Genomic DNA, 20,111 nt, shown 5'->3' with positions numbered 1-20,111 from the left:
AACCCAGGGTAGGAGCCTAACAATATGAAACCGATCAACGGTCTGTCCATGATCCGCCCGGGCGCCGCGCTGCGCGCGCTCGTCCTCGCCGCCGCCTGCGGCACCGGCTTCGCCGCCACGCTCGCGCATGCCGAATCGCGCGACGCGATCGTCAAGGCCGTCAAGTTCGACGACATCGCCGACATCGGCAAGCAGCTCAAGAACGGGCTCGACCCGAACCTGACCGACGAGCGCGGCAATCCGCTGATCGTGATCGCCGCGCGCGAGAAGTCGGACAAGGTGGCCGAGGCGCTGGCCTCGGCACCCAACGTCGACCTGGAGAAGACCGATCCGGCCGGCGAGAACGCGCTGATGATGGCCTCGCTCAACGGCGACCTGCCGCTGGTGAAGTTCCTGGTCGACAAGGGCGCCGAGGTCAGCAAGAAGGGCTGGACGGCGCTGCACTACGCGGCCACCAACGGCCACGACGACGTGGTCAGCTACCTGCTCGACAAGTCCGCCTACATCGACGCGGGCTCGCCCAACGGCACCACGCCGCTGATGATGGCCGCGCGCGGCAACCACGACACCACCGTCACCCTGCTGCTCGACCAGGGCGCCGATCCGGCCATCAAGAACCAGGTCGGCGTCACCGCGCTGGAGTTCGCCAAGCATTACCAGGCGCCCGACGCGGTCAAGATCCTGTCCACGCGCACCGTGCGGATCGGCGACGGCCGCCCCGCCAGTGGGGCGGGTGGCCAAAACAGTGCAAAATAGCGGTTTTGGGCGCGGCCTTCGCCGCGCCGCTTTCGTCGTACCGGCCTGAGGCCGCCGACCTGACATAAGGAAGATCCAATGTTGCGGGCTCTGTGTTTTGCCGCCGCGTTCGTCGCGCCGCTGTCGGCGCACGCTTTCACGGCCGGTGATCTCGACAAGCTCTGTGCGAAGACCGACGTGAAGTCGCGCGCCTCGTGCGGCGCGTATATCGAGGGCGCCGCCGACGGCGTGTACAACACGATCGACGCGATCGGCGGCACCACCGGGCCGCGCGTCGGCCAGTACTTCTGCCTGCCGCCCGACATCAAGGCGCAGCAGATGACGGACGCGGTGCGCAAGTACGTCGCCGAGAACCCGAAGATCGTCGACTACAACGCCAGCACGGCCGTCTCGCTCGGGCTCGGCAAGGCGTTTCCCTGCCGCAACGGCAATTGAGGCTCGAGGCCGCCGCGCCCGAGCTGAACTGAAGGCGAGGGCGGCTCCCGGCCCCCTGTCCTGTTCCAAGCAACCCCGGCGGAAGCGGGATCCGCGGATCCCGCCGCCCCCGCCCCAGACGACGACTCCCGCGCGATGACGATGACCATCGATCAACTCGCGGCCATCGCCGATGCGCCGCTCCACTCCTGGCCCGGCACGCTGTTCGTTGCCGCGCTCCTGCTGGCCGTCGTGACCGGCATCCACTGGCTCGGCGCGCGGATCCTGATCCCGCTGGCGCGCCCCTATCCCTTCATGAGCGTGATCGTGCGCTATATCGACCGGCCCGCGCTCGCGGTGCTGGCCTTCCTGGCGCTCGAATTCCTGTCCCTGCAGGTGGCCGACGAACTGAGCCACGCCGGCGGCTTGCGCACGCTCGCGGCGGTCGGCCTGATCATCGCGCTGACCTGGTTGCTGATGCGCCTGGCGGCGGCGGTCGGCGAGGCGATCGTGCAGGCCAACCCGGTCGACCGGCCCAACAACCTGGAGGCGCGCCGCATCCACACCCAGGCGCGCGTGCTGGCGCGCTCGGCGATGGTGGTGGTGGTGATCATCGGCACCGGCGCCGCGCTGATGGCCTTCCCCAATGTCCGGCAGATCGGCGCGAGCCTGCTGGCCTCGGCCGGCGTGGCCGGGCTGGTGGCCGGTATCGCCGCGCGGCCGGTGCTCGGCAACCTGATCGCCGGCCTGCAGATCGGCATCTCGCAGCCGATCCGGCTCGACGACGTGGTGGTGATCCAGGGCGAGTGGGGCCGGATCGAGGAAATCACTGGCACCTATGTTTCCGTGCGGCTGTGGGACCAGCGCCGGCTGGTGGTGCCGCTGCAATGGTTCATCGAGAATCCGTTCCAGAACTGGACCCGCAACAGCGCCGAGATCATCGGCACGGTGTTCCTGTTCGTCGACTACCGCACGCCGCTGGAGCCGCTGCGCAACGAGCTGTCGCGCATCGTCAGCGCCGCGCCCGAATGGGACGGCCGGGTGCAGGTGCTGCAGGTGACCGACGCCACCGAGCGCTCGATCCAGTTGCGCGCGCTGGTCAGCGCGCCCGATTCCTCGCTGGCCTGGGACCTGCGCTGCCGCGTGCGCGAGGGCTTGATCGCCTTCCTGCAGGCCAATTACCCGGACAGCCTGCCGCGCGGCCGGATGGAGCTGGCCACGCCGGACCAGGGGCGCGAGCCGGTGCTGCCTTCGTGGATGCCGCACGAGCCGGCGGCCAGCACGGCCGCCAACACGGCGGCCGATCCGACCGCCGCCGAGGCGCCCGCGCCGGAGGCGGTGCGCTGAGCGCCGCCGCCGGGTCCTTCCTCCTTCGCCGAGCGAGCCCCGCATGACCGATCCGAAGCCGGGCGCCGGCCCCTCGATGCCGCCGCTGACCGCGCTGGCGGTCGCCAACTACCGCTCGCTGCGCGACTTCATCGTGCCGCTGGCCGGGCTCAACGTGGTGACGGGACCGAACGGCAGCGGCAAGTCCAGCGTCTACCGCGCGCTGCGTCTGCTGGCCGATACCGCCCAGGGGCGCGCGATTCCCTCGCTGGCGCGCGAGGGCGGCCTGGCCTCGACCTTGTGGGCGGGCCCCGAGCGCTTCTCGCGCGCGATGCTGGCGGGCGAGGTGCCGGTCCAGCCGCTGGCGCGCAAGGATCCCGTCTCGCTCAAGCTCGGCTTCGCCTGCGAGGATTTCGGCTACGCCATCGACCTGGGCCTGCCGATCGTTTCCCATTCGGCCTTCGGCCTCGATCCGGTGATCAAGCGCGAATGCCTGTGGAGCGGCGCCATGCTGCGGCCCTCGACGCTGCTGGTCGAGCGGCACGGCGCGCAGATCCGCACCCGCGACGCGGCCGGCGACTGGCGCAGCGTGCCGCAGCCGGTCGCCTCGTTCGACAGCATGCTGACCGAATTCGTCGATCCTTCCGGCGCGCCCGAGATGATCGCGATGCGCGAGCGGATCCGCTCCTGGCGCTTCTACGACCATTTCCGCACCGATGCCGGCGCGCCGGCTCGCCAGGCGCAGGTCGGCACGCACACGCCGGTGCTGGCCGACGACGGCGCCGACCTGGCCGCCGCGCTGCAGACGATCCGCGAGATCGGCGACGCCGAGGCGCTCGACTCGACCATCGACGACGCCTTCCCGGGCGCGCGCCTGGCCGTCGAGACCGGCGGGCGCGGCCGCTTCGAGGTGACGATGCAGCAGCCGGGGCTGCTGCGCGCGCTCGGCGTGGCGGAGCTCTCGGACGGCACGCTGCGCTACCTGCTGCTGGCCGCCGCGCTGCTGACACCGCGCCCGCCGGCCCTGCTGGTGCTCAACGAACCGGAAACCAGCCTGCATCCGGACCTGCTGCCGGCGCTGGGGCGCCTGATTGCCCGCGCGGCGGCGCGCTCGCAGGTGATCGTGGTCTCGCATGCGGCGCGCCTGGTTTCCACCCTGGAGCGCGAGGCCGGCAGCCTGTCGCTGGTGCTCGACAAGCGGCTCGGCGAGACGCGCGTCGACGACGAGCAGCTCGACCGGCCGGCCTGGAAATGGCCCGCGCGCTGAGCGGAAACGGCCTGGGCGAGGCGGGGAGGCAAGCCATGTTGCGATGCGGTAAGTCTTGCCGAAACCGAATGTATCCGTGCTGTAACAAGGTCCAGAAAATGCAATCTCCCTGCCACCCCCGGGGCGGATCGCGAATAATGTCGGATTAGCGGTAGCGCGGCTTTGTGCCGCGGCCCATGGGCGTTCCTGGAGAACATAACGATGAAGATTGCTCAGATCGCGCCTCTGACGGAATCGGTGCCGCCGAAGCTCTACGGCGGCACCGAGCGTGTCGTGTCCTACATCACCGAGGCGCTGGTCGACCTGGGGCACGACGTGACGCTGTTCGCGAGCGGGGACTCGCACACCAAGGCCAAGCTCGACGCGGTGTGGCCGCGCGCGATGCGCCTGGACGTGTCGATCCGCGATCGCGTGGCGCCGCACATGCTGCTGATGGAGCGCGTGGCGCGCCGCGCCGCCGAGTTCGACGTGCTGCATTTCCACATGGACTACTACTCGTTCTCGGTATTCCAGCGCCAGCCCACGCCGTTCCTCACCACGCTGCACGGGCGCCTGGACCTGCTCGAGCAGCAGCCGGTGTTCGACCTGTTCAATACCGCGCCGGTGGTCTCGATCTCGAATTCGCAGCGCCAACCGCTGCCGCGCGCCAACTGGCTGACCACGGTGCTGCACGGCCTGCCCGACACGCTCTACACGCCGCAGCCGGTGGAGCAGCGCTACCTCGCCTTCCTGGGCCGGATCTCGCCGGAAAAGCGTGTCGATCGCGCGATCCGGATCGCCGAGCGCTGCGGCCTGCCGATCCGCATCGCCGCCAAGATCGACGCGGCCGACGAGGAGTATTTCGAGCGCCGCATCAAGCCGCTGTTCGCGCTGCCGCATGTGGAATTCATCGGCGAGATCGCCGACGAGCAGAAGGCCGAATTCCTGTCCGGCGCGCATGCGCTGCTGTTCCCGATCGACTGGCCCGAGCCCTTCGGCCTGGTGATGATCGAGGCGATGGCCTGCGGCACGCCGGTGATCGGCTTCAATCGCGGCGCGGTGCCCGAGGTGATCGAGGAGGGGCTGACGGGCTTCATCGTGGAGGACGAGATCGGCGCGGTGGCGGCCGTGAACCGCCTCTCGGCGCTCTCGCGCACGCGCGTGCGGCAGCGCTTCGAGGAGCGCTTCACCTCGCGGCGCATGGCCCAGCAGTATGTCGACGTCTACCAGGCGCTGATCCGCGCGCAGAAGCGCTCGCGCTTCAAGGTCATCGATTCGGCCACCTGAGGATTCGATCCGGCCGCCGCATGGCAAAAAAGGCGCCTCTCGCGAGGCGCCTTTTTCATGTCCGCGGTTGCGCGGCCCTGGCAGAGGCCGCGCGGCCTTGCTGCCTGTCTTACAGGTCCAGCTTGGTGACCTTGGTGCCGTTGATCGACACGTCGCCCATCAGGCCGGCGTTGGTCAGCACGATCACCTCGACCGGCGCGGTGGCCGTGTTCGAATCGATCGCGCCGTTCGCGCCCATCTTCACCAGCGCGACCGAGGCGTCGGCGCCGGCCGACCAGCCGTTGGTGGCGCGGAACTTGTCGAGCGCGTCCTGCGTCATGAACAGGAACACCACGGCCTTCGATTGCGCGCCGGCCTGCAGGCCGACCGACAGCGAGGAGGTGTTGAAGTAGCCGACCGTGCTGCCGCCCACGCGCAGCGCGCCGTTGCCGGTCTGCGCGCCGACGATGAAGCCGGCCTGCAGCACGCTCGGGAACACCAGGATGCCGCGCGACTTGGCGGCCAGCTCACGCGAGCCCGGCACGGTCGAATAGAGGCGCGAGAGCGTGGCGTTCACGCTGGCGTCGATCGCCTGGCGCTTCGATGCGTTGGTCGACGCGCTGTCGGGCTTGTCCGGCGTGGTGGTGCAGCCGGTGAGCGCGAGGCTGCCGACGATCAGCGCGGCGGCGGCTTTCAACACGAGATTGCGTTTTTGCATCGTTTTTCTCCTTCTCCATCAGGTGTGGTCTTGAGGGTCGTCCCGCCAAAACTGGGCAATGCGTCGGGAGTTATATCACAGCGATCTGCGACTTTTTTCGGCATTTAAGTAAAAAAGCGTCAAATCGTTGAAATTCTTTAAATTGCCATTTTCCGAATTGAATCAGTGAATTCCGATTGCTTGTAAAGAAGCTCGGGAAGGGCCTGCCACGGGCCTTCACGGCGGGCCGGCGCGAGGATTTCGGCGGCCGGCGTTTGAATGCGCCGCAACATGGGGCGTGCTTAGTGCGCGGCAGCGGGGGGATCGACGGGCGGCGCCGGGGCGCGGCCCAGCGCGCGCCGCAACAGGCCGACCAGCGCGCCGCAGGCGAACAGCAGCGCGGCCGGTGCCACCCAGTAGCCGATCAGCGCATGCAGCAGGTAGATGGCCAGCGTGTGGCGTCGCATCGCGTAGTCGGCCTGCGCGTCCTGCCGGCGCGCGGCATTGGCGGCCAGCACCTCGGCCGGGCAGCCGGCCGCGCGGGCGTCATCGGGCGTGCCGCGGCAACGCGTGGCGAGGCCGGCGGCCTGCTGCGCATCGCCGAGCTGCCAGGTGTCGAGCGCGCGTTCGAGTTCGGCGCGGTTGTAGGCCGATTCGTCCTGGATCTCGCGCACCGCGACGATCGCGACCGGCACGGCCCAGAACACCACCACGATCAACCAGCGACGGATCCAGCGACGACGTCTGCTCGTGCTTGCCATGCTTGTCTCCAGGCTTGCCCGTTCGATGCGCGGGCGTGGCGGGATGGGCGACGCGGGGGCCGGGGGAAGCCGGCACGGCGGGGCCGCGTGGCGCTCATCCATCATAGGAGAAAATCGAGCCGGCGACGGTGCCGGCCGGGCAGGGCGGCTTGGCGGACGCGCGACGGCGTGCCCCAAAGAAAAATGCCGCGCCTGCGAGCAGCAGGGCGCGGCATCGTGGTGCGGGCGGTGGAGCCTCAGGCCGCCGGCTGGTTCGACAGGCAGCTCTTCATGAAGGCCTTGCGATCGTCGCCTTTCTTGCCCGTCGCCTGCGTGTTGCAGGCTTTCATCTTGTCCTGTTGCGACATCTTGCCGGCCGGCTTGGCGGACAGGCAGTCCTTCATGAAGGCCTTGCGCTCGTCGCCGGACTTGCCGGCTGCCTGCGTGTTGCAGGCCTTCATCTTGTCCTGCTGGCTGTTCGCGGCGAAGGCGGGTGAAGCCAGCATGCCGCCGAGCAGCAGCACGGCCATCAGCGATCGGATTTTCATTGGACACTCCCGTTGGGTAATTGGCCCTGTCGTTGACACCTTGCGACGCGCGGCTGCGACGATCGCCGGGCCATTATGGCAAATCGTCTCGAAAACACCAGAACTACCTCCGCACTAACGCGCGGGGCGGCCGGGGCGTTGACGCGGGCCGCCTGCCGAAGTCGGCGCGCCCGAGCGTGGCCGGCGGCGATTCAGTGCGATTACAATCGCGGCCATGACACATACGACTTCGCTCCCCACCTCCCCGGCCACGCTGCCGCGCATCGCGGTCCTGGCCACCGGCGGTACCATCGCCGGCGCCGCGCCCGATGCCACCAACACCGCCGGCTACCAGGCGGGCGCCCTGGGCCTCGCCTCGCTGCTCGACGCCGTGCCGGCACTGGCGCGCGTCGCGCAGATCGAGGGCGAGCAGGTGGCCAGCATCGACAGCAAGGATCTCGAGCCGGCGCTGTGGGCCACCCTGGTGCAGCGTATCGAGGCGCTGGCCGCCGATCCGCGCATCGACGGCATCGTGATCACGCACGGCACCGACACGCTGGAGGAAACCGCCGCGCTGCTGCATCTGTGCGTGGCGACCCCCAAGCCGGTGGTGATCACGGCGGCGATGCGCCCGGCCACCGCGCTCTCGCCGGACGGCCCGCTGAACCTGCTGAACGCGGTGACGGTCGCGGCCAGCGCGGCTGCGCGCGGCCGCGGCGTGCTGGTCGCGTTCAACAACAAGATCCACGCCGCGCGCGACGTGGTGAAGACCAGCACCTATGCCGTCGACGCGTTCCAGTCGCCCGAGACCGGGGTGCTCGGCTGGGTGCAGGACGGCCGCGTGGAGTTCGCGCGCGGCATCGTGCGCGATGCGGCCAGCGCGCCGCGCTTCAGCATCGGCGCCTGGCCGGCGGTGGAGATCGTCAGCAGCTACGCGGGGGCTTCGCGCATCGGCGTCGACGCGCTGGTGGCCGCCGGCGTGAAGGGCATCGTGGTGGCGGGCACCGGCAACGGTTCGATCCATGCCACGCTGCAGGCCGCGCTGCTGGAGGCGGCACATCGTGGTGTGGCGGTGGTGCGCGCCTCGCGCGCCGGCTCGGGCCACGTGATGCGCAACGGCGCGGCCAACGACGAGGCGCTCGGCTTCGTCAGCGCCGGTTCGCTGAACCCGTTCAAGGCGCGCGTGCTGCTGATGCTGGCGCTGGCGGCCGGCATCGACGACGCGGCGCGCCTGCAGGCGGTCTTCGATACGTATTGAGACGGGGCGCGGCTTCGTCGCGAAAAGCAAACGGGCCGCTCGGCCCGTTTTTTCATGATGCGCAGGGAGATCAGGCAGGGGCGGCGCGTGCCGCCCGCTTGCTACGGACTGCTTGAGGATGCGGATCCGACAGGCGGACACCCGACGACGACGTCTGACCGACCAAGGCTTCCCCGGCGTCGCCGGGTGCCGCTGCGGACCCCACCAGCCGCTCTCAGCCCAGAGCGGCCTTCAAACCGCCCGCCGGATCGCTATCCGGCGGGCGCCCCACGGTTCGGGCGGCGTGGCCGCCCGTGTCTCGCGCCTGCCTCGGGATTGCCCCCGGCGCTTCTCCTCGGCTTATTCCTCCTCGGCTTATTTCGCCTCGGCGATCTCGAGGTTCGACATGATCTCGAGCGCGCGCACGATCGCCGAGTGATCCCAGGCCTTGCCGCCATGCGCGGCGCACACGCTGAACAACTGCTGGGCGCTGGCCGTGTGCGGCAGCGCCAGGCCGAGGCGGCGCGCGCCGTCGAGCGCGAGGTTCAGGTCCTTCTGGTGCAGTTCGATGCGAAAGCCGGGGTCGAAGGTGCGCTTGGTCATCCGTTCGCCGTGCAGCTCCAGGATCCGCGAGGCCGCGAAGCCGCCCATCAGGGCGCGGCGCACGCGTTCCGGATCGGCGCCCGAGCGCGCCGCGAACAGCAGCGCCTCGGCCACCGCCTCCAGGTTCAGCGCGACGATGATCTGGTTGGCGACCTTGGTGGTCTGGCCCGCGCCGTTGTCGCCGACCAGCGAGACATTCCTGCCCATCGCCTCGAACAGCGGCCGGGCGCGCTCGAAGGCTTGCTCCGGGCCGCCGACCATGATGGTCAGCGTCGCGTCGCGCGCGCCCACCTCGCCGCCCGAGACGGGCGCATCGAGGTAGTCGCAGCCGAGCGCGTTGATCTGCCGGGCGAATTCCTGCGTGTCGAGCGGCGAGATCGAGCTCATGTCGATCACCAGTTTGCCGGCCGTCAGCCCCTTGGCCACGCCGTCCTCGGCGAACAGCACGTTGCGCACGTCGGGCGTGTCCGGAACCATCGAGATGATGATCTCGGCGCTGTCGGCCACCGCGCTCGAATTGGCCACCACGCGGGTGCGCTCGCGCAGGTCGTCGGGGATCGGGAAGGCGCCGTTGACCACCAGCGAGTGGCCGGCCTTCAGCAGGTTGCGGGCCATGTGCGAGCCCATGATGCCGAGGCCGATGAAACCGATCGTTGCCATGTGTGGATGTCTCCTGAATGAGGGGTGGGTGGGGCTCAGGCGTATTCGGCGCTGCGCTGCTTGGCCTCGCGCAGCCAGCCGAGGCCTTCGCGCGTGCCCTTGAGCGGCTTGTACTCGCAGCCGACGTAGCCGTCGTAGCCGAGTTCGTCGAGCAGCGCGAACAGGTAGTCGTAGCGGATCTCGCCGGTGCCGGGCTCGTGGCGGCCCGGGTTGTCGGCGAGCTGGACGTGCGCGATCGACGGCAGGTTCGCGCGCAGCGTGGCCGCGAGCTCGCCCTCCATGCGCTGCATGTGATAGATGTCGTATTGCAGGAACAGGTTGTCGGAGCCCACCGCGCGGATCACGTCGAGCGCCTCCGACGAGCGGTTCAGCGCGAACCCCGGGATGTCGAAATGGTTGCAGGGCTCCACCAGCAGGCGGATGCCTTCCTGCTGCAACGCGCGTGCGGCGAAACGCAGGTTCTCGACGATCGTCACCAGGGTGGTGTCGCGCGGCGCGCTGGCCGAGGGGATGCCCACCAGGCAGTTCAGCTGCGGCACCTGCAAGGCCTTCGCGTAGTCGATCGCGCGGCCCACGCCGTCCTCGAATTCGGCGCGGCGATCAGGCAGGCAGGCGATGCCGCGCTCGCCCTGCTCCCAGTTGCCGGCCGGCAGGTTGTGCAGCACCAGCTTGAGCCGGTTGGCGGCGAGCCGCTCGGCCAGCTCGGCCTTGTCGTAGGGATAGGGGAACAGGAACTCGACGGCGTCGAAGCCGGCCTCGGCGGCCGCCTGGAAGCGGTCGGGGAAGGGCAGCTCGGTAAACAGCATGGTCAGGTTGGCGGCGAATTTCGGCATGGCGATGGAATCCGGTCGGTCAGCTGGGTTGGGGAAGCGGGTGCGCGGCGCGGGCTGGATCAGCCCGCCGCGCGCCCCGGGGCACGCTCAGTCGAGCAGCGTGATCGCGGTCGGCGCATGTTCGGCGCGTTCGGCCAGCGGCTCGAACTCGTTGATCGCGTCGATCTCGGCGCCCATCGCGATATTGGTGACGCGCTCCAGGATCACCTCGACCACCACCGGCACGCCGAACTCGGCGAGCAACTGCTTGGCCTGCTCGAAGGCCGGCGCGATCTGCTCGGGCTTCGACACGCGCAGCGCCTTGCAGCCGAGGCCCTCGGCCACCGCGACGTGGTCGACGCCGTAGCTGCCGAGCTCGGGGGCGTTGACGTTCTCGAAGGCGAGCTGCACGCAGTAGTCCATGTCGAAGGCGCGCTGCGCCTGGCGGATCAGCCCGAGGTAGGCGTTGTTGACCACCACGTGCACGTAGGGCAGCTTGAACTGCGCGCCCACCGCCAGCTCCTCGATCAGGAACTGGAAGTCGTAGTCGCCCGAGAGCGCCACGATCGGGCGCGACGGGTCGGCCGCGCGCACGCCCAGCGCGGCGGGGATGGTCCAGCCCAGCGGCCCGGCCTGGCCGCAGTTGATCCAGTTGCGCGCCTGGTACACATGCAGGAACTGCGCGCCGGCGATCTGCGACAGGCCGATGGTGCTGACGTAGCAGGTGTCGCGGCCGAAGGCCTTGTTCATCTCCTCGTAGACGCGCTGCGGCTTGACCGGCACCTCGTCGAAGTGGGTCTTGCGCTGCAGCGTGCGCTTGCGTTCCTGGCATTCGGCCACCCAGGCGTCGCGCGCCGGCAGCTTGCCGGCCGCCTTCCATTCGCGAGCCACCTCGATGAACAGCTCGAGCGCGGCCTTCGCATCCGAGACGATGCCGAGATCGGGGCCGAACACGCGGCCGATCTGGGTCGGTTCGATATCGACGTGCACGAACTTGCGGCCCTTGGTGTAGACCTCGACGCTGCCGGTATGGCGATTGGCCCAGCGGTTGCCGATGCCGAGCACGAAGTCCGAGGCGAGCAGGGTGGCGTTGCCGTAGCGATGCGAAGTTTGCAGGCCGACCATGCCGGCCATCAGCGGATGGTCGTCGGGAATCGCGCCCCAGGACATCAGGGTCGGGATCACCGGCACGCCGACCGTCTCGGCGAACTCGACCAGCAGGTCCTCCGCCACCGCGTTCAGCACCCCGCCGCCGGACACGATCAGCGGCCGCTCGGCCGCCGCCAGCATCGCGATCGCGGCCTCGGCCTGCTTACGGCTGGCCTTGGGCTTGTAGACCGGCAGCGGCTCGTAGGTGTCGATGTCGAACTCGATCTCGGCCAGTTGCACGTCGATCGGCAGGTCGACCAGCACCGGGCCCGGGCGGCCCGAGCGCATCAGGTGGAAGGCCTGCTGGAACACGCGCGGCACCAGGGCCGGCTCGCGCACCGTGACCGCCCACTTGGTGACCGGCTTGGCGATCGATTCGATGTCGACCGCCTGGAAGTCTTCCTTGTAGAGCCGCGCGCGCGGCGCCTGGCCGGTGATCGCGAGGATCGGGATCGAATCGGCCCAGGCCGAGTAGAGGCCGGTGATCATGTCGGTGCCGGCCGGCCCCGAGGTGCCGATGCACACGCCGATATTGCCGGGCGCGGCGCGCGTGTAGCCCTCGGCCATGTGCGAGGCGCCTTCCACGTGGCGCGCCAGCACATGGCCGATCGCGCCCGAGCGGCGCAGCGCCGAGTAGAACGGGTTGATGGCGGCACCGGGAACGCCGAAGGCGGTCTGGATGCCTTCCTTCTCGAGCACCAGGACGGCGGCGTCGACGGCTCTCATCTTGGCCATGCATGTCTCCTTGGGAATGGCGGATCAGGTAGTCGGAGACACTTTATGGTTACGTGAAAGCTTTGATAAGATCGGCTCTCGTCGCTTATTTCGAAACTAAAAGTATCGAATTGCGGCTGCGTCCAGGCGCGGCGGCGCTTCGAGGCACAAGGAGGCAGGCAGGCGCATGGACCGCTTCAAGCAGATCGAAACCTTCGTGAAGGTGGCCGATGCCGGCAGCCTGGCCGCGGCGGCGCTGGAGGAGGGCGTCTCGCCGGTGGTGCTGGGCCGGCGCATCGACGCGCTGGAAAAGCGCCTGGGCGTCAAGCTGATGTACCGCTCGACGCGGCGGCTGGTGGTCAGCGAGGAGGGCGCGGCCTTCCTGGAGCGCTGCCGCGGCCTGCTGGGCGACTGGGACCAGGCCGAAAACGAGCTGGCGGCCGGGCGCCGCGCCGTCAACGGGCACCTGATCGTGTCGGCGCCGGCCGCCTTCGGCCGCAAGCACGTCGCGCCGCTCGCGCCGGAGTTCATCGCCGACAAGCCGGACCTGCAACTGTCCTTCAACCTGACCGACCGCGTGGTCGACCTGGTGCGCGAGGGTTACGACCTGTCGATCCGGATCGGCGGCGCGGTCGACCCGAACTTCGTGGCGGTCAAGCTGGCCACCAATCGCCGCGTGGTGTGCGGCACGCCCGAGTATTTTCGCCGCCATGGCCGCCCGAAGTCGCTCGACGACCTGCTGCGCCACAACTGCCTGGCCTTCAACCTGCAAGGGGGCCAGAACCGCGGCTGGTATTTCCGGCGCAACGGCAAGCTGGCGACGATCCGCGTGGCCGGCAATCTCGACTGCAACGACGGCGAGCTGCTGCACCGCTGGGCCTCGGAAGGGCGCGGGCTGGGCTGGCGCTCGACCTGGGAGATCGCGCGCCAGCTCGAGACTGGCGAGCTGGAGACGGTGCTCGACGAATTCGCGCTGCCGGACTACGACATCCTCGCGGTCTACCCGCAGCAGCGCTACGTCCCGGCCCGCGTGCGCTACTTCATCGACTACCTGCGCGAGGTCTATGCGCGGCCCGGCTACTGGGGCGGCACGCCCTGAGGCGGCGGTTCGGGGCCGGATCGGCGGGCCCGCGCGGCGCGCCTGCGGCGGCCCGATAGCGGACCAGAAGCGGGCCAGAAGCGGGTCAGGAGGGAGACAGGAGCCTCAAGTCGTTGAAAACACGGCCGATTCGCGCCACGAAAGCAGGGAAACCATTGCGTGCGCCCCTCATTCGGGTTATGATCTTCGGCTTCTCACTTGCCACACCGGTTCCGACGCCCGGGTGGCTTCAATCCACAAGGAGTGTGTATGCGTCATTACGAAATCGTCTTTATCGTGCACCCCGATCAGAGCGAGCAAGTGCCCGCCATGATCGAGCGTTACAAGTCCACGATCACCACGCGCGGCGGCCAGATCCACCGCGTCGAGGACTGGGGCCGTCGTCAACTGGCCTACATGATCGAGAAACTCGCCAAGGCTCACTACGTCTGCCTGAACATCGAGTGCGACCAGGCTACGCTCGACGAACTCGAACACGCGTTCAAGTTCAACGACGCGGTGCTGCGTCACCTCATCGTCAAGATGAAGAAGGCCGAAACCGGCCCGTCGCCGATGATGAAGGAAGTTCAGCGCGAAGAAGCCAAGAAGGCGGCTGCTGCCCAGCCGACCGAAGCGCAGGCTTAAGACTCACAAGGTCAAGCCACCAAGGATCGCGTCAACCCCGTGAACAGGCTGCAACTGACGGCAAGCGTCGTCGAGCGACAGGCGGTGCGCTACACCCCCGCCGGCGTTCCGATCGCGAGCTGCACCCTGCAACACCGCACGGAGGTCGTCGAGGCAGGCATCCGCCGACAGGTCGAAATGACGATCGAGGCGATGGCGGCCGGCGAGGCCAGCGGCAAGCTGGAAGCCTGCGAGATGGGCGTCGAGACGCTCTTCAGCGGTTTCCTGGCGAAAAAGAGCCGCAACGCGCGAACCCTGGTGTTTCACATCACAGCATTGCAGGACATAGGAAAGGACTGAATCATGCCCCGTCCCACTGGCAAGAAATTCGACAAGCGTCGTCAGCAACAAAACCCGCTCTTCAAGCGCAAGAAGTTCTGCCGCTTCACGGCAGCCGGCGTCGAGCAGATCGACTACAAGGACACGGAAACGCTGAAGGACTTCATCGGCGAAAACGGCAAGATCACGCCGGCGCGTCTGACGGGTACCAAGGCGCACTACCAGCGCCAGCTCGACACGGCAATCAAGCGTGCGCGTTTCCTCGCGCTGCTGCCGTACACGGATCAGCACAAGGCCTAAGGCCGGCGACGCAATAAGGAGAATTCGAATGCAAATCATTCTGTTGGAAAAAGTCGCGAACCTGGGCAACCTCGGCGACATCGTCAAGGTCAAGGACGGCTACGCACGCAACTTCCTGATCCCGAATCGCAAGGCTCGCCGCGCGACCAAGGACGCGATCGCTGAATTCGAAGTCCGCCGCGCGGAACTCGAGAAGGTCGCCGCCGAGAAGCTGGCCGCCTCGCAGGCAGTCGGCGAGAAGCTGGCTGGCCAGTCGTTCGAGATCACGCAGAAGTCGGGCGTCGACGGCCGTCTGTTCGGCTCGGTGACGAACGGCGACATCGCCGAACTGCTGAAGAAGGCAGGCTACGACGTCGAGAAGGCGCAAGTGCGCCTGCCGGAAGGCCCGCTGAAGATGATCGGCGAGCACGGCGTGCAAGTCGCGCTGCACACGGACGTCGTCGTCGACGTCACGATCAACGTGATCGGCGACCACGCCTAAGCGTCACGTTGTTCAGGCGCGGGCAGCCTCCATCGCCCCGCGCCGCGAAAGGGCAGGGTCCGGGAAACCGGCCCTGCCTTTTTTGTTTTCCGCCGCATTTCATCCGCCTGACGCTGGCGCCCCCCCTCGCATTTCGCGATAATCCCAAGCCATGAACGCGCCGCAAGATCCCCAACTCGAATCGCTGAAAGTCCCGCCGCACTCGGTCGAGGCCGAGCAATCGGTGCTGGGCGGCCTCCTGCTCGACAACGCAGCCTGGGACCGCATCGCCGACTTTCTGTCCCAACAGGATTTCTACCGCTACGACCACCGGCTGATCTACGAGCACATCGGCCGGCTGATCGCCGGCACGCGCCCGGCCGACGTGGTGACCGTCTACGAGGCGCTGGTCACGGCCGGCAAGGCCGACGACGTGGGCGGCCTGGCCTACCTGAACGCGCTGGCGCAGAACACGCCGAGCGCGGCCAACATCCGCCGCTACGCGGAAATCGTGCGCGACCGCGCGGTGCTGCGCCGGCTGGTGTCGGTGGCCGACGAGATTTCGGCCGACGCCTTCAATCCGCAGGGCAAGGAAGTCCGCCAGCTGCTGGACGAGGCCGAGTCGAAGGTGTTCTCGATCGCCGAGGACGGCGCGCGCGGCACCCAGGGCTTCCTCGAGATCGGGCCGTTGCTGACCCAAGTGGTGGAGCGGATCGACACGCTGTATCACACGGCCAATCCGAGCGACGTGACCGGCACGCCGACCGGCTTTGTCGACCTGGACCGGATGACCTCGGGGATGCATGGCGGGGAATTGATCATCGTGGCCGGCCGGCCGTCGATGGGCAAGGCGCAGCCGCTCGATGCCCGCGTCAGGACCCTGACCGGCTGGAAGGCGATGGGCGAATTGCGGGTGGGCGACATGCTGGCCTCGATCGACGGCAGGCCTTCCTTCGTCACCGGCCGTTATCCGCAGGGCGAACGCCAGGTGCATCGCGTGCGCTTCTCCGACGGCCGCTCGACCGAGTGCTGCGACGAGCACCTCTGGCGCGTCCATTACCGCGGCTGGGACAAGCCGCGCGTGCTGAACACGGCCGAGATCCGCAGCCTGCTGACGCGCGAGCGCTATCGCAACCGGCTGTGGATCGACCTGCACGAAGGGGAATTCGGGCGCGCCGAGCCCTTGCCGGTCGATGGCTGGGTGCTGGGCGCCTTGCTCGGCGACGGCGCGCTGGGCGGCACGGCGGTGCGCTTCAGCGTGAAGGCCGAGGCGACCCTGGCGCGGATGCGCGAGCGCGTCGACGCCTGCCTCGAACTCGAGCACGGCGGTCAATACGATTGGCGCATCGAGCGCCGGGCAGCCGGCGGGGAGATCGAGCGGCCGCCCGTCAATCCGCTCAAGGAGGCGCTCGAGGCGCTGGGCCTGTGGGGCTGCGCGAGCCACGACCAGTTCATCCCGCGCGCCTACCTGGACGCCGAGAAATCGGTGCGCCTGGACCTGCTGCGCGGCCTGCTCGATACCGACGGCTGGGTCGAGTCCTCGGGCACGGTCCGTTATTCGACGGCGAGCCCGCAACTGGCGCGCGACGTCTGCGAACTGGCGCGCTCGCTCGGCGCCTGGTGCTCGATCAGCGAGAAGGCGACCGCCTATACCTGCCAGGGCGAGCGCCGCGACGGCGTGACGGCCTATGTCTGCACCATCAGCCACCCCGATCCGCAGAGCCTGTTCCTGTTCGAGGGCAAGCGCGAGCGACTGACGGCAGGTCGCACGCGGCACAAGATGCCGGTGATCGTCTCGATCGAGCCGACCCGCGTCACGCAAACGCAGTGCATCTCGGTCTCGCATCCGACCCGGCTGTATATCACCGACGACTACGTCGTCACGCACAACACCGCCTTCTCGATGAACATCGGCGAATATGTGGCCGTCGAATACGGCCTGCCGGTGGCGGTGTTCTCGATGGAAATGCCGGGCAGCCAGCTGGTGATGCGTATGCTCGGCTCGGTCGGCCGGCTCGACCAGCACCGCATGCGCACCGGGCGGCTGACCGACGAGGATTGGCCGAAGCTCACGCACGCGGTGCAGAAGATGAGCGAGGCGCAGCTCTTCATCGACGAGACCGGCGGCCTGAACCCGATGGAGTTGCGCTCGCGCGCGCGACGCCTGGCACGGCAATGCGGCAAGCTCGGCCTGATCGTGGTCGACTACCTGCAGCTGATGACGGGTTCCTCGCAGGGCGAGAACCGGGCCACGGAAATCTCCGAAATCTCGCGTTCGCTGAAGAGCCTGGCCAAGGAACTCGACGTGCCGGTGATCGCGCTCTCGCAGCTCAACCGCGGCCTGGAGCAGCGGCCCAACAAGCGCCCGGTGATGTCCGACTTGCGCGAATCGGGCGCAATCGAACAGGATGCGGACGTGATCCTGTTCATCTACCGCGACGAAGTGTACAACCCGGACAGCCCCGACAAGGGCACCGCCGAGATCATCATCGGCAAGCAGCGTAACGGCCCGATCGGCTCGGTTCGGCTCACGTTCCTGGGGCCTTACACGAAGTTCGACAATTTTGCCGGTTCGCAGCATTTCCAGAGCGACTAAGCCCCGCTTGTAAAGCCCTGGGCCGCGAAGCGTTGTATCTCGTCGCAGCCCAGGCGATCGCTTCATCCGTATTTCCGGGAAACGGTACAATGACGCCGCTTTTTATGACAGTCATTTGACAAACACCCGGAAAATTCATGTTCGGTCGATTCATGCCCACCGAGGGCAAGTTTTTCGAAATCTTCAATTCGCACGCGAACTTCATCGTGGCCGGCGGCCGCGAGCTCGAATTGCTGATCGACAATCTCGCCGATGCCGAGATCCACAAGCAGAAGGTCCAGTCCGCGGAGAAGTCCGCCGACAAGCTCACCCATGAAGCGATCGACCTGCTGCACAAGACCTTCATCACGCCGCTCGACCGCGACGAAATCCACAAGCTGATCACCACCATGGACGACATCCTCGACCTGATGGAGGACGTCGCCACGGCCGTGTCGCTGTACGACGTGCGTGCCGTCACGTCCGAGGCCAGCCAGCTCGCGCACATCGTGCTCGAATCGGCCCAGCACGTGCAGGCCGCCGTGGCGCTGCTGTCCGACATGAAGCAGTCGGCGCGGATCCTCAAGGCCTGCGAGGAAATCGATCGCTGGGAGTCGGAGGCGGACCGCGTGCTGCGCTCGGCCATGTCCAAGCTGTTCCGCGAGGAAAACGACGTCAAGAACCTGATCAAGCTGAAGGCGGTCTACGAGCTGCTCGAGGAGATCACCGACAAGTGCGAGGACGTCGCGAACATCATCGAAGGCATCGTGCTGGAAAACGCCTGAGCCCGACACGATGCATTCGATACAACTCGCCATCTGGGCCGTCGCGACGCTGGTCATGGTCGCGCTCGTGTTCGACTTCATGAACGGTTTCCACGACGCGGCGAACTCGATCGCCACCGTCGTGTCGACCGGCGTGCTGAAGCCGCAACAGGCCGTCGCCTTCGCCGCGATGTTCAACGTCATCGCCTATTTCGTGTTCCACCTGAAGGTCGCGCAGACGGTCGGCAAGGGCACCATCGATCCGTCCATCGTCGATCACTACGTGGTATTCGGCGCGCTGGTGGGCGCCATCGGCTGGAACATCATCACCTGGTACTACGGCATCCCCTCGAGCTCCTCGCACGCGCTGATCGGCGGCCTGGTGGGCGCGGCGGTGGCCAAGTCGGGCTGGGGCTCGCTGAACCTCGACGGGCTGATGAAGACGGTCGCCTTCATCTTCATCTCGCCGCTGCTCGGCTTCGTGCTCGGCTCGCTGTTCATGCTCGGCGTGTCCTGGCTGTATTTCCGCACACCGCCCAGCAAGGTCGACCGGCGCTTCCGGCGCCTGCAACTGGTGTCGGCCGGGCTCTACAGCCTGGGCCACGGCGGCAACGACGCGCAGAAGACCATCGGCATGATCTGGATGCTCCTGATCGCCACCGGCTACGCCTCGACCACGGCCGATGCGCCGCCGGTCTGGGTGATCGCCGCCTGCTACCTGTCGATGGGCCTGGGCACGCTGTTCGGCGGCTGGCGGATCGTGCGCACGATGGGGCAGAAGATCACCAAGCTCAAGCCGGTCGGCGGTTTCTGCGCCGAGCTGGGCGGCGCGCTGACGCTGTTCTCGGCGTCCTGGATGGGGATCCCGGTCTCCACCACGCATACCATCACCGGCGCGATCGTCGGGGTGGGCGCCACCCGCAAGCTCTCGGCCGTGCGCTGGGGCGTGGCCGGCAATATCGTCTGGGCCTGGGTGCTGACGATCCCGGCCTCGGCCCTGATCGCCGCGGCCGGCTGGTGGGTCGGGCACCGCGTGTTCTGATCCCGGCACGAGGCGGCATGCCGCCGCCTCGCTCCGCAAAAACGAAGCGCCGCGAGCCGAAAGGCCGCGGCGCTTCGTTTTGGGCGCGACGAAACGCGCGTGGCGCTCAGGACAGCGCGTCGAGCAGCGCGTACCAGGCGACGCCGGCGCTGATGTAGAGCCGCTGCAACGCGTGCAGCGGAATCGGCCGGATCGGCGCGGGCGCGAGCGGCAGCTCGGGCGCGCTGCCGTCGATCGCGTCGGCGAGATGGCGGCCCAGCGTGGTGGCCAACGCGATGCCGCGGCCGTTGTAGCCGAGCGCGATGGTCAGGCCCGGCGCCGGGCGATGCAGGTGCGGCAGGAAATCGCGGGTGATCGCGATCCGTCCCGCCCAGCGATAGTCGTAGCCGATGCCGCGCAACTGCGGAAACATCAGGGCCGCCGCGCGTTCGAGATGGGCCCAGTCGGCGGCGGCACCCGGTTCGCTGAACGGCCCGCGCCCGCCCATCAGCAGGCGGCCCGAGGCGTCCTTGCGGAAATACAGCAGCAGGCGCCGCGAATCGGAAGCCACCTCGCCGCCGGGCAGGATGCCGCGGCCGATCTCGTCGGGCAGCGGCGCGGTCGCGACGATGAAGCTGTTGGCCGCGATGATCGACTGCCGCAGCCCCGGCCACAGGCCGTCGGTATAACCATTGGTCGCGATCAGCACCTGGGCGGCGCGGATCGTCGCGCCCTGCGCGGTGCGCAGGCGCCAGCCGGCACCCTCGCGCTCGAGGCCGAGCACGGGCGTGCCGCCATGCAGA

At 68.2% G+C, this 20,111-nt stretch carries 21 protein-coding genes; 14 read left to right on the top strand and 7 right to left on the bottom strand.

The genetic code is table 11. From position 1 onward, the window contains the following. The first annotated feature begins 24 nt into the window (after positions 1–24). From F3J10_RS12645 to F3J10_RS12625, 5 genes are all read left to right on the top strand, one after another. Positions 25–756 (top strand): ankyrin repeat domain-containing protein, encoded by a 732-nt coding sequence (locus F3J10_RS12645; RefSeq protein ID WP_013698315.1) that lies wholly within the window; start codon positions 25–27, stop codon positions 754–756. Positions 757–834: 78 nt separating this feature from the next. Next, positions 835–1,191, top strand: a complete 357-nt coding sequence (locus F3J10_RS12640) for a Rap1a/Tai family immunity protein (protein WP_013698314.1) — start codon at positions 835–837, stop codon at positions 1,189–1,191. A gap of 135 nt (positions 1,192–1,326) precedes the next feature. After that, positions 1,327–2,517, top strand: coding sequence for a mechanosensitive ion channel domain-containing protein (locus F3J10_RS12635; RefSeq protein WP_167230025.1), 1,191 nt, complete (start codon positions 1,327–1,329; stop codon positions 2,515–2,517). A gap of 76 nt (positions 2,518–2,593) precedes the next feature. Continuing rightward, positions 2,594–3,763, top strand: coding sequence for an AAA family ATPase (locus F3J10_RS12630; protein ID WP_025100278.1), 1,170 nt, complete (start codon positions 2,594–2,596; stop codon positions 3,761–3,763). A 201-nt stretch (positions 3,764–3,964) separates the two neighbouring features. After that, positions 3,965–5,029 carry a glycosyltransferase family 4 protein gene (locus F3J10_RS12625; protein WP_167242235.1) on the top strand — a complete coding sequence of 355 codons (1,065 nt, stop codon included), beginning with the start codon at positions 3,965–3,967 and terminating at the stop codon, positions 5,027–5,029. Between the two features lie 109 nt (positions 5,030–5,138). Here F3J10_RS12625 and F3J10_RS12620 read toward each other — a convergent pair whose 3' ends face one another. From F3J10_RS12620 to F3J10_RS12610, 3 genes are all read right to left on the bottom strand, one after another. Beyond that, positions 5,139–5,726, bottom strand: a complete 588-nt coding sequence (locus F3J10_RS12620) for a YSC84-related protein (RefSeq protein ID WP_047836534.1) — start codon at positions 5,724–5,726, stop codon at positions 5,139–5,141. Between the two features lie 281 nt (positions 5,727–6,007). After that, positions 6,008–6,466 carry a hypothetical protein gene (locus F3J10_RS12615; protein WP_166913167.1) on the bottom strand — a complete coding sequence of 153 codons (459 nt, stop codon included), beginning with the start codon at positions 6,464–6,466 and terminating at the stop codon, positions 6,008–6,010. A gap of 236 nt (positions 6,467–6,702) precedes the next feature. Beyond that, the gene (locus F3J10_RS12610; RefSeq protein ID WP_025097611.1) at positions 6,703–6,993 is read right to left on the bottom strand and encodes a PsiF family protein; all 291 of its coding nucleotides are present in this window, start codon (positions 6,991–6,993) and stop codon (positions 6,703–6,705) included. A gap of 214 nt (positions 6,994–7,207) precedes the next feature. Here F3J10_RS12610 and F3J10_RS12605 point away from each other — a divergent pair, with 214 nt between their 5' ends. Continuing rightward, positions 7,208–8,230, top strand: a complete 1,023-nt coding sequence (locus F3J10_RS12605; RefSeq protein WP_167242234.1) for an asparaginase — start codon at positions 7,208–7,210, stop codon at positions 8,228–8,230. A gap of 354 nt (positions 8,231–8,584) precedes the next feature. On the opposite strand, the gene F3J10_RS12600 is transcribed toward F3J10_RS12605, so the two are convergent. The 3 genes from F3J10_RS12600 to gcl all read right to left on the bottom strand — a co-directional run bounded on the left by F3J10_RS12600 (position 8,585) and on the right by gcl (position 12,168). Continuing rightward, positions 8,585–9,472, bottom strand: coding sequence for a 2-hydroxy-3-oxopropionate reductase (locus F3J10_RS12600; RefSeq protein ID WP_013698306.1), 888 nt, complete (start codon positions 9,470–9,472; stop codon positions 8,585–8,587). 35 nt (positions 9,473–9,507) lie between these two features. Beyond that, the gene (gene hyi, locus F3J10_RS12595; protein WP_025097613.1) at positions 9,508–10,305 is read right to left on the bottom strand and encodes a hydroxypyruvate isomerase; all 798 of its coding nucleotides are present in this window, start codon (positions 10,303–10,305) and stop codon (positions 9,508–9,510) included. An 87-nt stretch (positions 10,306–10,392) separates the two neighbouring features. Next, positions 10,393–12,168, bottom strand: a complete 1,776-nt coding sequence (gene gcl, locus F3J10_RS12590) for a glyoxylate carboligase (RefSeq protein WP_025097614.1) — start codon at positions 12,166–12,168, stop codon at positions 10,393–10,395. A 166-nt stretch (positions 12,169–12,334) separates the two neighbouring features. Between gcl and F3J10_RS12585 the strand changes: the two genes are divergently transcribed. The 8 genes from F3J10_RS12585 to F3J10_RS12550 all read left to right on the top strand — a co-directional run bounded on the left by F3J10_RS12585 (position 12,335) and on the right by F3J10_RS12550 (position 19,329). Next, positions 12,335–13,246: a LysR family transcriptional regulator gene (locus tag F3J10_RS12585; RefSeq protein ID WP_025097615.1), complete on the top strand. Its 912-nt coding sequence runs from the start codon at positions 12,335–12,337 to the stop codon at positions 13,244–13,246. Positions 13,247–13,495: 249 nt separating this feature from the next. Then, on the top strand, positions 13,496–13,870 hold the full coding sequence (rpsF, locus tag F3J10_RS12580; protein WP_013698302.1) for a 30S ribosomal protein S6: 375 nt from the start codon (positions 13,496–13,498) through the stop codon (positions 13,868–13,870). Positions 13,871–13,909: 39 nt separating this feature from the next. Continuing rightward, positions 13,910–14,209: a primosomal replication protein N gene (gene priB, locus F3J10_RS12575; protein ID WP_166913170.1), complete on the top strand. Its 300-nt coding sequence runs from the start codon at positions 13,910–13,912 to the stop codon at positions 14,207–14,209. 3 nt (positions 14,210–14,212) lie between these two features. After that, a complete protein-coding gene (gene rpsR, locus F3J10_RS12570; protein ID WP_006486248.1) occupies positions 14,213–14,488 on the top strand; it encodes a 30S ribosomal protein S18 in 276 nt (91 codons plus the stop codon). 28 nt (positions 14,489–14,516) lie between these two features. Further along, entirely contained in the window at positions 14,517–14,969 is a 453-nt protein-coding gene (rplI, locus tag F3J10_RS12565) for a 50S ribosomal protein L9 (RefSeq protein ID WP_025097617.1), read from the top strand. 151 nt (positions 14,970–15,120) lie between these two features. Next, the gene (dnaB, locus tag F3J10_RS12560) at positions 15,121–17,544 is read left to right on the top strand and encodes a replicative DNA helicase (protein ID WP_167242233.1); all 2,424 of its coding nucleotides are present in this window, start codon (positions 15,121–15,123) and stop codon (positions 17,542–17,544) included. A gap of 137 nt (positions 17,545–17,681) precedes the next feature. Beyond that, positions 17,682–18,308, top strand: a complete 627-nt coding sequence (locus F3J10_RS12555) for a DUF47 domain-containing protein (RefSeq protein WP_013698298.1) — start codon at positions 17,682–17,684, stop codon at positions 18,306–18,308. Positions 18,309–18,318: 10 nt separating this feature from the next. Then, positions 18,319–19,329 carry an inorganic phosphate transporter gene (locus tag F3J10_RS12550; protein ID WP_025097619.1) on the top strand — a complete coding sequence of 337 codons (1,011 nt, stop codon included), beginning with the start codon at positions 18,319–18,321 and terminating at the stop codon, positions 19,327–19,329. Between the two features lie 106 nt (positions 19,330–19,435). Here F3J10_RS12550 and F3J10_RS12545 read toward each other — a convergent pair. Then, a partial coding sequence (locus F3J10_RS12545) for an FAD-binding oxidoreductase (protein ID WP_167242232.1) occupies positions 19,436–20,111 on the bottom strand: 676 nt, incomplete at its 5' end.

The organism is Burkholderia sp. Cy-637, from assembly GCF_011753175.1.
Taxonomy (GTDB): Bacteria; Pseudomonadota; Gammaproteobacteria; order Burkholderiales; family Burkholderiaceae; genus Burkholderia; species Burkholderia gladioli.
The sequence above is the reverse complement of the archived record's forward strand: the minus strand, read 5'-3'. Positions and strand labels throughout refer to the sequence as shown.